The organism is Corallococcus sicarius (genome assembly GCF_003611735.1).
Taxonomy (GTDB): Bacteria; Myxococcota; Myxococcia; order Myxococcales; family Myxococcaceae; genus Corallococcus; species Corallococcus sicarius.
This window is the reverse complement of sequence record NZ_RAWG01000271.1, coordinates 1-13,274: the sequence shown is the minus strand read 5'-3', so window position 1 is coordinate 13,274 and position 13,274 is coordinate 1. Positions and strand designations below refer to the sequence as shown.

Sequence of the window (13,274 nt, the reverse complement as noted above, 5' to 3'; positions counted from 1 at the left end):
GGCCCCCACCCGCGAGCGCAAGCGTCATGACCCGCACCCGCATCCTGCTCGTGGACGACGAGCCCGGCGTCCGCCTGGGCATGAAGGGCTACCTGACCCAGCACGGGTTCGACGTGGACGAGGCCACCAGCGTGGCCGAGGCCCAGGAGGGCTTCCGCTCCCACCGGCCCGACGTGGCCGTCATCGACTACCGCCTGCCCGACGGCACCGCGATGGAGCTGCTCCCTCGGCTGAAGGAGATCGACGCGGCGGTGCCGCTGGTGGTGCTCACCGGCCATGGCTCCATCGAACTGGCGGTCCAGGCGGTGAAGGAGGGCGCGGAGCAGTTCCTCACCAAGCCCGTGGAGCTGGCGGTGCTCAAGGTGGTGCTGGAGCGGCTGGTCGCCCAGCGGCGTGAGCGACAGCGGCACGCGGCGGACCGCTCGCGCACGGAGCGCTCGCGGGTGGATCCCTTCCTGGGCACCAGCGCGGCCATCCAGGCCCTGCGCGGCCAGGCGGAGCGCATTCGCGACGCGGACAGCCCGGTGCTCGTCACCGGGGAGACGGGCAGCGGCAAGAGCGTGCTCGCGCGCTGGTTGCACGAAGGGGGCCCGCGCAAGGAGGCGCCCTTCGTGGACCTCAACTGCGCCGCGCTGTCCAAGGACCTGCTGGACTCGGAGCTGTTCGGCCATGAGAAGGGCGCGTTCACCAGCGCGGTGGCCGCCAAGCAGGGGCTGCTGGAGGTGGCGGACCGGGGCACCCTGTTCCTGGATGAGATTGGCGACATGGACGTGGCCGTCCAGCCCAAGCTGCTCAAGGTGCTGGAGGAGCAGCGCTTCCGGCGCCTGGGCGACGTGAAGGACCGGCGCGTGGACGTGCGGCTCGTGGCCGCCACGCACCAGGACCTGTCGCTGGCCGCGCGGGAGAAGCGCTTCCGCAGCGACCTGTACTTCCGCATCAGCACCCTCATCCTCCACGTGCCCGCCCTGCGCGAGCGCGCCGAGGACGTGCCGGTGCTCGCGCGCCACTTCCTCGCGGAGATGGGCGGCGCGCGCGGCCGGGGCCAGGTGGCGCTGGAGCCCGACGCGGAGAAGGCCCTGATGGCCTACGGCTGGCCGGGCAACATCCGCGAGCTGCGCAACGTGTTGGAGCGCGCGGTGCTCCTGTCCGGCGCAAGCCGCCTGTCCAGGGGCGACCTGCGCTTCGAGGCCGCTCCCCCGGACGAGCCCCTGGGAGACGACCTCACGTTGGAGGAGCTGGAGCGCCGCCACATCGAACGGGTGATGGCGCGCGAGAGCGGCCACGTGGAGCGCGCGGCGACGAAGCTGGGCATCTCCCGCAGCTCGCTCTACGCGAAGCTCAAGGGCTGGCAGAGCCGCAATTCCTGACAGACGTGCAGCGCCTGTTCGGAGGGCGTGGGCTCCTTTCCGGATTCTGGAGCCTGTTCCAGAAGCTGGAATCCGCAAGGGTCGTCAACGCCTCCCTGAAGCGCCAATCCCGCGCATTGACTGGGATTGGCGCACCGCGGGAGGCGTGGCACACCCGCTGCAATGAATTGCAGCATGCACGGTAAAATCCTCCTCCTCGATTCGAAGCCCCCGGTTCGTGGGGCGACGGCGCGTCACCTGACCGCCGCGGGCTTCACCGTCCTCACCGCTCGCACGGACGTGCAGGCGCGAAGCCTGCTGGACACGAACCTGTTCGACGCGGTCCTGATTGATCATCCCTTTGGCCGGACCGGGCTGGATGAAGGGATGACCTTCGCGCGCGAGCTGCGCCAGCAGGACTCGCAGGTCCCCATCCTGCTGATGACGGCCCTGCCCCTGGACGAGGTGCGGCACCTGGCGTGGGCGAGCGGCGTCACCAAGCTGCTGCCCAAGCCGCAGCTGATGCCGGTGCTGCTGCTGCACCTGTCCGCGCTCATCCCCGGCGCGGCCAACGAGGATCAGCGGGAACCCGCCCTGATGCGGGAGTAGCCCCCGGAAGATGTGGGTGTCGGGCGGTCCGGATTCCGGAAAATGGATCCGGAACCTGGAAAAAACCCGACCCGTCGCCGGGGCTGACTCCGCAAGTGTCCGAAAGGACGGGGCGTCTTGGGCGTCCGAAGACTGGCCCTGGCCTTGCTCTTGCGGAACTCCGTGCCCCGGAACCTGCTGATCATCGATGACGAGACGGTGCTGTGCTGGGTCCTGGGCCGCTTCTTCTCGAGCGCGGGTTATTCGGTCGACTCCGCCACGGACCTGGCCGAGGCGCTGGAGCGGGTGACACATGGTCGCTACGACCTGGTCATCAGCGACCTGCGCCTGAGCGGTACGCAGTCCGAGGAGGGCCTCATCATCGCCGAGCGCCTGCGTGCGGCCGCCCCCGCCACGCGCATGGTGCTGATGACGGCGTTCGCCACCCCGGAGCTGGGCCAGCGCGCCCGGGAGCTCGGGGTGGACCTGGTGCTGAGCAAGCCCCAGTCCCTGCCGGCCCTGGCCGAGCACGTCTCACAGCTGCTGTCGCCCGCTGAAACCCGCTGATGCCGTCACCGAAGGTCCCCATGTCACGCACCTCCGACTCCCTCACCGCGACCTTCAGGGAATCCCACCACCTCATGCGCGGCAGGGCGCCGCGGGCCGTGCCGTCCCTCGGCCGGCGCCGCCGTGTCGTCACGGGCCGATGGCTCGCGATGGTGGCGATGGTGGGCCTGGGGCTCGGCGCCGCGTCCCGGGCGGAGGCCCAGGCCACGGTGTCGCAGGGCATCGACGTGCAGCAGTACAAGCCGGGGCCGGGCGCGTACGACGTGCTCGGGCTGAACAGCGCCCGCGTCGCGCCGCACCTGAGGTGGAACCTGGGTGCGTCGCTCAACCACGCGCAGTCTCCGCTCAACGTCTACGACCCGCGCGAGGACGCGTTCATCTACCGCATCGTGGAGCGGCAGCTTTCCCTGGACCTGATGGGCTCGGTGTCCCTCTTCGAACGGCTGGAGGTGGGCGTGGTGCTGCCGGTGACGACCACCGGCTCACAGCCCGCGGGCCCCGTGTCGGAGCAGTTCGTGAACGGCGTGGGCACGACGGGCGTGGGCGACCTGCGCGTGGTGCCGAAGCTCGCGCTCCTGTCGCGGGGCACGCTGAATCTCGCGGTGCTGGCGCCCTTCACCCTGCCCACGGCGGGCGGTGAGAACTTCGTGGGCGCGGGCGGGCCCACGCTCCAGCCGCGCGTGGCCGCCGAGTGGGCCACGTCGTCGCTGCGGCTCCTCGCCAACGTGGGCGTCAACCTGCGCAAGACGGAGCAGCTGCGCAACCTGCGGGTGGGCAACGAGCTTGCGTTCGGAGTGGGCGCGGAGGTGCCGCTCACACAGGCGCTGTCCGCCGAGGCCACGCTCGCGGGCGCGGTGGGCCTGAAGGAGTCCAACGAGGAGGAGTTCCCCCTGGAGGTCCTGGGCGCGGTGAAGTACCGCTTCGCCAACGGGCTCGCCGCGCACGTGGGCGCGGGCCCGGGCCTGACGCTCGGCTACGGCACGCCCGCGTTCCGCATCCTCGCGGGCCTCCACTTCACGCCGGGAGGCCCGAAGCCCCAGGCGGCCCCCACCTGCGCTCAGGGCCCGGAGGACTTCGACGGCTTCCAGGATGAAGACGGCTGTCTCGACCCGGACGACGACCGCGACGGCCTGCCCGATGTGCAGGACACCTGCCCCACGGAGCCGGAGACGGTGAACGGCGATCACGACGACGACGGCTGCCCGGACACGGTGCCGGAAGCGACGCCGGCCGGCGCCGCGCCCGCGCCCGCACTCTCGCTACCGCCCGCGCCCGCGGACCTGGACGACGATGGCCTCCCGGACACGGAGGACCGCTGCGCGGCGGCGCCGGAGGACGTGGACGGCTTCGAGGACGCGGACGGATGCCCGGAGCCGGACAACGACCTGGACGGCATCGCGGACGCGGCGGACACGTGCCCGCTGGAGGCGGAGGTCATCAACGGCGTGAAGGACGACGACGGGTGCCCGGACAAGGGCGAGTCGAAGGTGCGCCTGGAGGGCTCGCGCATCGTCATCCTGGACAAGGTGTATTTCGCCACCGGCCAGGACGTCATCCTGCCGAAGTCCTTCGGGCTGTTGCAGCAGGTGGTCGCCATCCTGCGGACGCACCCGGAGCTGGAGCGGGTGCGCGTGGAGGGCCACACGGACAGCCAGGGTGTCGACGCGAAGAACCTGGACCTGTCGCAGCGGCGCGCGAACAACGTACGCGCCTGGCTGGTGAAGGGCGGCATCGAGGACGCGCGCCTGGAGGCCGCGGGCTACGGTGAGACGCAGCCGGTGGACACCAACGCCACGTCACACGGCCGGGAGAACAACCGCCGCGTGGAGTTCAACATCCTGAAGACCGCCGGCTCGGCGGAAGGAGTGACGCCGTGAGGGGAAGCACCACGCCGCTGCTGCTGACCCTGTCGCTGCTGACGTCGCCCGTCGTGGGTTTCGCGGCGGAGGCGGACGGCTCCTGCGGTGGGCTGACGTTCGACCACGGGCGGCTGACGACGGGCCGCCCCCTGGCGCCTGGCGGCCCCCAGACAGAGGCCTGCCTGCGCGAGGTGGCGGAGGCGGTGAAGGCCCGCCCCGCCATCCGGAGCCTCACCGTGGCCGCGAAGCTGCCGGACGCGGAGCGGCTGGAGGGCAAGGGGCTGGCGGTGGCGAAGGCGGCCGCGGAGGTGCTGGTGAGCGCCGGCCTCCCCCGCACCCGGGTGTCCTTCGTCGCGCCCCCAGGCGTCCCCAACACACCGGGCCAGTTGCAGCTTGCCTACGTGGAGCGGCCTGCGCAGCCCGCGGTGGCGCGGATCCGCAAAGCCAGCGGGCAGGTGTCCGTGGGTCCCGACGAAGCGCAGCTGAAGCCACGTGCGGTGGGTGACTCGCTGTACGCGGGCGACCTCGTGGTGACGGGCCGCGATGGCCGAGCGGAGCTGTCGCTCGCGGACGGCAGCGGCGTGCATCTGTCTCCCGGGAGCGCGGTGCGCCTGGGCCTGCTGGAGCTGACGGCCGAGCGTCAGCGCAAGGTGCTGTTGGAGCTGGTGCGCGGCACGGTGGAGACGGAGGCGGCACCCGGCGGCGCGGGCTCCGTCTTCGAGGTGCGCACGCGCGGCGCGGTGGCCGGAGTGCGTGGCACGCGCTTCCGCGTGGTGCAGCAGGAGGACGGCACGAGCCGCGTGGAGACGCTGGAGGGCAAGGTGGCCCTGGGCGTGGTGGAGCGTGGCTCGGTGGACGTGGGCGCGGGCCAGGGCTCGCGGGCGAAGCCGGCCCAGGCTCCGGAGGCCCCCCGCGCGCTGCTGGCGGCCCCGGTGCTGGAGCAGCCGCGCGGCGGCGTGTACCCGAAGGCCCCCGCCTTCGTGTGGCAGGCGGTGCCCGGAGCGAAGACGTACCGGGTGGAGGTGGCGACCTCCGCGGACTTCGCGGGGGACGTAGAGGTCCACGAGTCGGCCACACCGGGCCTCAAGGGTGTGACGCCAGGCGCGGGCAAGTGGTTCTGGCGGGTGCTGGCGGTGGACGCGGATGGCTTCGTAGGCTTCCCGTCGAAGATCTTCAGCTTCGATGTCTCGGGGTGAGATGACGCCGCCTGCCCGTGGTCTCCTGCCCTTGCTGTCCTCCCCCGCCGTGCTGCGGGGGCTGGGCGCTGCCGTGGGGCTGCTGCTCGCGGTGGGCTCGGCGGTGATGGGCGGCGCGCCGGGCCCGGGCGAGCGCGCCCTGTATGACTTCACGGTGAGCCGGCTCCTGTCCCCGCTGCCCCCCACCGGGGACCTGGTGTTGGTGGAAGTGGACGACCGCGCGCTCGCGGCGCTGGGGGAGCGCTGGCCGCTGTCGCGCGCCACCTGGGCCCGGGCCTTCCACGCGCTGGAGGCGCACCACCCTTCCGCGGTGGTGGTGGACGTCCTCTTCGACCAGCCGGAGCCCCGCGACGCGCTGGACCTGGGCGAGGACGTGCTGGAGCAACTGCGCACATCGGGGCTCGCGGACACGGCCGAGGGCGCGAAGCTGGCCACGGACCTGGAGGCGCGGCTGCACGCCAGGGATGGAGACGCGCGGCTCGCGGAGGCCTTCTCCGGGCTGGGCACCGTCCTGCTGGGCAGCATGGCGCTGTGGGACCACGACGGCGCGCTCCCTGGCGACGGAGACTCGCTGGCCCCGGTGAACCTGCCCGCGGAAGGGCTGCGCCTGAAGGCGAAGGGGCTGACCCTGAACCTGGCGCCGCTGCGCCTGACGGCCTGGGGCAGTGGGACGCTGAACGTGCTGGTGGACGCGGACGGCGTCATCCGCCGCTACCCCTACGCGGTGGAGGTGGGCGGGCGCGCGTGGCCCTCGCTCGCGCTGGCGACCGCGCTGCGCCTGTGGCCGGAGCAGTCCGAGGCGCTGCTGCGCGTGGCGGCCACCGATGATGGGGCCCCCCTGATGCGACTGCCCTCGTCGGACTGGTTGCCGCGCGTGAGCCTGGCGGACGTGCTGTCCGCGGGGCCGTCGTCCGTGGGGTTGGACCTGGCGCTGCGGCAGAAGACCGTCTTCGTGGGCGTCACCGCCACCGGGTTGCATGGCCAGAGCACCCTGCCCGGCCAGCTCGCGGTGCCGGGCGTGGAGATCCACGCGTTCGCGCTGGACAACCTGCGCTCCGGCCTGGTGCTGCGCTCCACGGGATGGGCAGCGCTCACGGGCGTGCTGGAGACCGCGGTGCTCCTGGCCGTGCTGCTGTGGCGGCGGGGGCGCGCGAGGACGCTCGGCGCGGTGGTGGGCCAGGCCGCGCTGCTGCTCGTCGCGCACACCGCCTTCGTGGGCTGGCTGCTGGTGGATCCCGGCTGGGTGGTGCCCTTCCTGCCCGGAGCCGTCGGGCTCGTGCTCGTGACGCTCGCGGAGTCCGTCGCGCGCACGGAGGACCTCCAGCGTCAGCGCGACGCCCTCAAGCGTCTGTTCGGGCGATCCCCCCTCGGGTGACCCGGGGCCTTGCCCCAGGAGCCCCAACGCCTGCCGGCCCACTCCCTGGCAGGACATCCCACGAGGGGGCACCGCGGGTACACGCAGCAGGCAGAGCCATGGCACCATGGGCCGCGAGCCATGGCCCGCTACGCCCTCATCGCCGAACCCGATCCCCACCGTGCCGCGAGCCTGCTCGCGCTCGCGGCCCAGGAAGGCCTGGAGGGCACGGTGGCGCGCGACGGCGCGGAGGCCCAGGAGCAGGTGCGGCAGCGCGGAGCCCCGGCGCTGCTGGTGACGGACCTGGCGCTGCCGAGGGTGGATGGGTTCGCGTTGCTCGCCTGGCTGCGGGGACGCTCGGACGCGGGGGGCACGGCGGTGGTGGTGGTGACGGCCTTCGACGAGCTGCGCGTGCGCGCGTGGCAGCTCAAGGACGCGCTGGGCATCCACGCGCTCCTGAGCCGGCGCGCGGACCCGGAGGCGATGCGCGACGGCGTCCGGCGCGCGCTCGCGGGACAGCTCGCGGGCGGCGCCCTGCTGGAGTCCACCGCCGAGGACGAGCGGCGGCGGCTGCAGCGCGTCGACGAGCTGAAGCTGGTGGACCCGGGGCCTCCCGACGCGCGCTTGCAGGAGCTGGTCTCCGAGGTGGCGCAGGCCTTCGGGGTGCCGGTCGCGCTCCTGACGTTGGTGCTGGGGGACCGCCAGTGGTTCAAGGCCCACGTGGGCCTGAAGGGCTCGCTCGCGAAGGAACGGGGCACGCCGCGCGACTGGGCCTTCTGCCACCACGTGGTGCAGGGCCGCGAGGCCATGGTGGTGCCGGACGCCACGCGCCACCCGGTGTTCCGCGACAACCCGCTCGTGCGCGACGGCATCGTCGGCAGCTACGCGGGCGCGCCGCTCATCACCGCCAGCGGCGACGTGCTGGGCTCGCTGTGCATCATCGACACGCGCCCGTTGATGCTGGGCGCGGAGGACCTCGCGGCGCTGCGGGAGCTGGCGGGCCGCGTGGCGGAGAGCCTGGAAGCCACCACGTCGAACACCCGGGTCCGCTCGCTCGCGCCGCGCGGCGGTGGCCAGTCGGAGCCGGTGCTCACCGCGGCGAGCGCCCTGGCCCTCGTGCGCGAAGCGGTGCGCGCCCTGGACGTGCCGGTGCTGGTGGTCGCCCCGGGCCGCAAGCCCTACGCCGCCAACACCGCGCTGGCGGAGCTGCTGGGGCTGCCCGAGGAGCGCCTGTCGGGCATGGCCTTCGACTCGCTGTGCCAGCACGTCGCGAGCCTCACCTCGGACCCCGGCGGCGCGCTCCGGCAACTGGACCTGGCGGCGGAGGCGTCGCGCGGGCTGCACCTGACGCTCACGCTGGAGCGGCCCCGGCCGCGCGTGGTGCGCTGGGTGGCGCGTCCCTTCGTGGTGCCGGGCGGGGTCGCGCAGCTCTTGTCGCTGACGGACCTGCGCGTCGGCGGCGACCTGAAGGCCGAACGCGAGGGGCTGCTGCGCCAGGATGCGCTGACGGGCCTGGACACCCGGCGCGTGGGCGAGGAGCGGGTGTTCAAGGAGATTGGCCGCTGCCGCCGCGAAGGGCTGCCCTTCAGCCTGGTGCTGGTGGACCTGGTGGAGCTGGGCGCGCTGAACCGCACGCGCGGCTTCGACGCCGGGGACGTGGCGCTGCGGGAGCTGGCCCGGCTCGCGGACGGGCTGTGTCCCCCGCCGGGGTTCGCGGTGCGCTGGACGGGTGACACGTTCCTGCTCGCGCTGCCCGGCGCGGACGCGGTGGGCGCGGAGGCCGTGCGCCAGCAGTTCCACGACACGCCCGGCAATCCCGAGCGCGTGTCCGTCGCGGTGACGGTGCAGGGTGAGGAGGATCCCCACGGCACGCTGGCCCGCGCCTGGGCCGCGCTCACCCGCGCGAAGCCCGTCCTCAAGCCCGTCTAATCGCTGGGCCCCCGCTCGCCAGGCCGCTTCCGGCGGGCCGGGAGCGTCAATGGCGTGAAAAACCGGAAGGGTCCGGCTATCGAAGGGGGAAATGATTCCCTTCTCCGTACTCGACCTCTCCCCCGTCGTCGCCGGGGGCGACCCGGGGCTGGCCCTCCGCTGCACCCTGGACCTGGCCCGCCACGCGGAGGCCTGGGGCTACCGGCGCTTCTGGCTGGCGGAGCACCACAACATGACGGGCATCGCGAGCGCGGCCACGTCCGTGGTCATCGCGCACGTCGCGGGGGGCACGTCCAAGATTCGCGTGGGCGCGGGCGGCATCATGCTGCCCAACCACGCGCCGCTCGTCATCGCCGAACAGTTCGGCACCCTGGAGACGCTCCATCCCGGCCGCATCGACCTGGGGCTGGGCCGCGCGCCCGGGACGGATCAACGCACCGCCGCCGCCCTGCGCCGCACCCTCGCGGGCTCCGCGGACACCTTCCCGCAGGACGTGGCGGAGCTGCAGGGCTACTTCAAGGATGCCGTGCCGGGCCAGGCCGTGCGCGCGGTGCCGGGCGCGGGGCTCCACGTCCCGCTGTGGCTTCTGGGCTCCAGCACCTTCAGCGCCCAGCTCGCGGCGGCCATGGGCCTGCCGTTCGCCTTCGCGTCGCACTTCGCGCCCGCGCAGCTGATGAGCGCGCTGCGGCTGTACCGCAGCCAGTTCCGCCCGTCGGACGTGCTCCAGAAGCCGTACGCGATGATTGGCGTCAACGTCTTCGCCGCGGACACGGACGCGGAGGGCCAGCGCCTCTTCACCTCGCTGATCCAGGCCTTCCTCAACCTGCGCCGGGGCCGGCCGGGCCTGCTCCAGCCGCCGGTGGACAGCCTGGACGGGCAGATCAACGAGATGGAGCTGGCGGAGATCGACCACATGCTGGCGTGCACCGTGGTGGGCTCACCCGACACGGTGCGCGAGGGGCTCCAGTCGCTCATCGCCCAGACGGGCGCCGACGAGCTGATGGTGACCGCGCAGATCCACGACCACACCGCGCGGCTGCGCTCCTTCGAGCTCGTCGCCCAGGTGCGCGACAGCCTTACGCGCGCGGACGCGCCTGACGCACCGTCCCCGCAAGCCGCGCGATGAGCTGCGCGTCGCGGCTGCCGAAGACGCGACGCGCGCCCCCCGGCAGGCCCAGCACCAGGTAGTGGGTGTCCTCCACCAGCAGCAGCGCGGCGATGGAGGAGAACAGGCCCACGGAGGCGAGGACGAGCCCCACTTCATAGGCGCCCTGCATCGCCGGGACGGTGACGGACAGCCAGGACAGGAGCGGCAGTCCCACCGCCGCGCCCAGCCCCACCGCGAGCAGCCACGGCCACAGCTTCGGCGTGCGCCGCACCGTCTCCACCTGGAGCACGTCGCGCAGCGCCCAGGCCCGGCCGCCCACCGTCAGGTGCTCGGGGGTGACGCGGACCTGGCCTGCCTGGAAGAGCGGGCGCTCGCCGGGCTCCACCGGCTCCGGCGCGGGCACGGGGCGGCGCTCCACTTCACGCAAGGGGGCGACGGGGTGCAGCACGGTGACGACGGCCATTGGTTCACCCATGGGTGGTCTCCAACGAGGGAAATTGCGTGCGCAGCAGGGTGCGAAGCTCATCGAGCGGACGGCCCAGGGCGAAACATGCCCGGGCCCCCTGACACAGGGCGCGCGACACCAGGCGCTCGTCCGCGAAGGGCAAGAGGACGAGGATGGGCACCGCGGCGGCGCAGGCCCGCGCGCGCGTCAGGATGGGGAGGATGGCCTCGCCGCGCTCCACGTGCGCGAGCACCAGGTCCGGCCCCGCGGCGTCCGCCGCATCCAGGAACAGGGCGATGCCCAGGTCGCCCAGCACGTCGGCCAGCAACGATGCCAGGGACTCATCCGCACCGAGCAGCAAGGCCCGGGTTGTGCGCAGGGACGCCACGTCCCCACACCACAGCAACGACCATGCCGCGAACAGCGTCCCCGGGGGCCGCAGGGTGAGCGCCACTGGACCGTGGCAATCCGCCAGGACGCCGTGGCGGATTGCCAGACCGGGCTGTTGGCGCGCCGCTAGTGTTGATGAACGGACTCGTGAGCTGCGGGCGTCGGCACCGGGGCCGTCTCCCACGGCGAGCCCGCGCGCGGCAGCTCGAACCAGAACGTGCTGCCCTTCCCCCGCTCGGAGGTGACGCCCACGCGCCCCCCGTGCCCTTCTGCCAGCTTCTTGACGGTCGCGAGCCCCAGCCCGAGCCCCTCCGCGACGGTGCCGTGCGCGCGGAAGTACGGTTCGAACAGCGAGGGCAGGTTCTCCGGGGCGATGCCCGGGCCCGTGTCGCGGATGTCCGTGCGGATCATGTCGCCCTCCTCCACCACCTGGAGGGTGATGCGCCGGGTGGGCGTATCGCCCATGTACTTGATGGCGTTGCGGACGAGGTTGCCGAGCAGGCTCAGGTAGACGCCGGTGCTGCACGCGACCAGGACGGGCGGCACGGGCTCGCAGGACAGCTCGATGTCGGCCTGCTCCGCCTCCGCCTCGAAGCCGGCCAGCAGGTCCGCGATCGCCGCCCGCGGTTCGGTGCGGGCCCCCGGGTCCGGCCTCGCGCCGGAGCGCGCGAAGTCGAGGAGCGCGCCCGTGATGGCATCCGCGCGCGACAGGCTCCGGATGATGCGCCGGACGGGCGCGCGGGCCGCGTCGTCCGGACTCTTCCGCAAGGCCAGCTCCGCGGCCATCCGCGCCGATGACAGCGGGTTGCGGATGTCGTGCGCGACGCGCCCCGCGAACTGCTCCAGCTCCTCGGCGCGCGTTTCGAGGAACTTCGTGTGCGCTTCGCTCAGCGCACGCCGGACCTGGAGCTCGCGGTGGAGCAGCCACGCCACGACCGCGGCCAGGATGCCGCAGAGCCCGTCGAGGCCCACCGCGAGCCACAGGGTCCTCCGGCGCGTCTCCCGGATGCGCTCCGCCAGCTCCCGGCCACGGACCGCGTTGGTTTCGATGGCGCGCGTGATGTCCTCCAGCAGGACTCGTCCTGGCGGTTCAATCTCCTGATCGAACAGCGCCCCCGTTCCGGCCTCCGCGTTCGACTCCGCGACGGTGCGCGCGCGCGTGACGGCGTTGTCGAAGTGCAGCCAGGACTCCTGGATGTCCATCCGCACCGGCTCTTCGCCGGGGAAGGCCGTCAGCGCCATGTACCCGCTCAGGCCCCGCCGGGCACGGGCCAGGGCTTCGTCCAGCTCCCGCGCCAGCTCGGGCCGGCGCGGGGGCTCGTTGAGGAACCGCGCGAGCACCAGCTCGACCTCGAGGACGGACCTGCGGACGAGCGCCAGGTGTTCGATGCTCGGCGCCGAGTTGTAGATGATGTCCTCGGACAGCACGCCCACCGCCGCGGAGGAGCGCTGCACGACGACGCCCGTCGCGAAGAAGCTCCCTACAACTGCGGCGAAGGCGAGGACGAGCAGCTTCCAGGACGCGTCGGTCCGGCGTGGCAACGCGGAGGGCATCTTCATTCGATGGGCCCGCCCCTGCCACACGTCAAGCCACCCGGCCCCGAAAGCGGCCTGGCGCCTGGTCGGCCGGGATGACGCACGGCGCGCGCGGTGTTGAATCCTGAGTGTCTTCATCACCCCCTGCCAGGAAGGAGCATGCCCATGTGGACCCCCTTCGACGTCGCTTCGTTCACGGCCTCGCTGCTGGGGTTGATGCTCACCGTGGAGGGCCTGCACGGCGTGTCGGCCCTCATGGTCCTGGCAGGGTTCGGGCGCTGGCTCTACACGCGCATGGACGCCTTCGTGCTCCGTTGCCATGGCGCGCGCCGGCTCCACTTCGAGGAGGCGCCCCGGCTGCACACGTTGCTGGCCCATCTCAGCATCGCCGCGAAGGTCCCCCGGCCCTGCCTCTACGTGATGCAGCGCGAGCAGCCGAACGCCTTCTCGCTTGGCGCGGCCCCCCAGGCCGCCCACCTCATCCTGACGAGCGCCGCGCTCGACGAGCTGGATGAGGCGGAGCTCTGCGCCCTGCTCGCGCACGAGCTCGCGCACATCTCCCGGGGCCACACGCGCCGGGCCACGCTCGTCGCGGCGCTGGCCGCGATGACCGCGCGGGTCACGTCGCGCTTCGGGTGGGTCGCCAGGGCGGTACAGCGGGTGGGGACCCCGGCCGAGCGGGACTTCGTCGCCGACAGGGTCGCCGCCACCATCCTGGGGGAGGCCAACCACCTCGCCGCCCTGCTGACCCGTTTGAAGGACCGCGCCACCTGGAGCGGGCCTGCCCTCCTCTCTGACGTGGGCCTCCCCTTCACGGCGCCCGCCGCGGACGGGACTTCGGAGGCGGTCCTCGACGAGCGCATCCACCGGCTCCGGAGCGTGGCGGCCGAACAGCATGCGCGGCGCGCGAAGGCCATCCTCCGCCGCCCCCACCACCGGGGCTCCCGCTTCCACCC

12 protein-coding genes are annotated in these 13,274 nt (G+C 73.0%); 9 read left to right on the top strand and 3 right to left on the bottom strand.

The window, feature by feature from the left end; translation table 11 throughout:
• The 8 genes from D7X12_RS31420 to D7X12_RS31385 form a co-directional block, all read left to right on the top strand.
• Positions 1 to 1,367 (top strand): sigma-54-dependent transcriptional regulator (locus D7X12_RS31420; RefSeq protein WP_244224892.1); only part of this gene is annotated, 1,367 nt, incomplete at its 5' end.
• 174 nt (positions 1,368 to 1,541) lie between these two features.
• Positions 1,542 to 1,955, top strand: a complete 414-nt coding sequence (locus D7X12_RS31415; protein WP_158620155.1) for a response regulator transcription factor — start codon at positions 1,542 to 1,544, stop codon at positions 1,953 to 1,955.
• A gap of 117 nt (positions 1,956 to 2,072) precedes the next feature.
• On the top strand, positions 2,073 to 2,501 hold the full coding sequence (locus D7X12_RS31410) for a response regulator (protein ID WP_244224891.1): 429 nt from the start codon (positions 2,073 to 2,075) through the stop codon (positions 2,499 to 2,501).
• Positions 2,502 to 2,521: 20 nt separating this feature from the next.
• A complete protein-coding gene (locus D7X12_RS31405; RefSeq protein ID WP_244224890.1) occupies positions 2,522 to 4,378 on the top strand; it encodes an OmpA family protein in 1,857 nt (618 codons plus the stop codon).
• The gene (locus D7X12_RS31400) at positions 4,375 to 5,556 is read left to right on the top strand and encodes a FecR family protein (protein ID WP_244224889.1); all 1,182 of its coding nucleotides are present in this window, start codon (positions 4,375 to 4,377) and stop codon (positions 5,554 to 5,556) included. Before D7X12_RS31405 ends, D7X12_RS31400 begins: the two co-directional genes overlap by 4 nt.
• 31 nt (positions 5,557 to 5,587) lie before the next feature.
• Positions 5,588 to 6,931, top strand: a complete 1,344-nt coding sequence (locus D7X12_RS31395) for a CHASE2 domain-containing protein (protein ID WP_244224888.1) — start codon at positions 5,588 to 5,590, stop codon at positions 6,929 to 6,931.
• 120 nt (positions 6,932 to 7,051) lie between these two features.
• The gene (locus tag D7X12_RS31390; RefSeq protein WP_120628923.1) at positions 7,052 to 8,839 is read left to right on the top strand and encodes a GGDEF domain-containing response regulator; all 1,788 of its coding nucleotides are present in this window, start codon (positions 7,052 to 7,054) and stop codon (positions 8,837 to 8,839) included.
• Positions 8,840 to 8,930: 91 nt separating this feature from the next.
• Complete coding sequence (locus tag D7X12_RS31385) at positions 8,931 to 9,965, top strand: LLM class flavin-dependent oxidoreductase (protein ID WP_120628922.1); 1,035 nt, start codon at positions 8,931 to 8,933, stop codon at positions 9,963 to 9,965.
• On the opposite strand, the gene D7X12_RS31380 is transcribed toward D7X12_RS31385, so the two are convergent.
• The 3 genes from D7X12_RS31380 to D7X12_RS31370 form a co-directional block, all read right to left on the bottom strand.
• Complete coding sequence (locus D7X12_RS31380; RefSeq protein ID WP_147443858.1) at positions 9,916 to 10,422, bottom strand: DUF6232 family protein; 507 nt, start codon at positions 10,420 to 10,422, stop codon at positions 9,916 to 9,918. The two genes, D7X12_RS31385 and D7X12_RS31380, sit on opposite strands and share 50 nt — an antisense overlap.
• On the bottom strand, positions 10,415 to 10,780 hold the full coding sequence (locus D7X12_RS31375; protein WP_120628927.1) for a DNA-binding response regulator: 366 nt from the start codon (positions 10,778 to 10,780) through the stop codon (positions 10,415 to 10,417). Before D7X12_RS31375 ends, D7X12_RS31380 begins: the two co-directional genes overlap by 8 nt.
• 128 nt (positions 10,781 to 10,908) lie before the next feature.
• Positions 10,909 to 12,342 carry a sensor histidine kinase gene (locus D7X12_RS31370; protein WP_120628920.1) on the bottom strand — a complete coding sequence of 478 codons (1,434 nt, stop codon included), beginning with the start codon at positions 12,340 to 12,342 and terminating at the stop codon, positions 10,909 to 10,911.
• A gap of 135 nt (positions 12,343 to 12,477) precedes the next feature.
• Here D7X12_RS31370 and D7X12_RS31365 point away from each other — a divergent pair.
• On the top strand, positions 12,478 to 13,274 hold a 797-nt coding region (locus D7X12_RS31365; RefSeq protein ID WP_147443857.1), incomplete at its 3' end, for a M48 family metallopeptidase.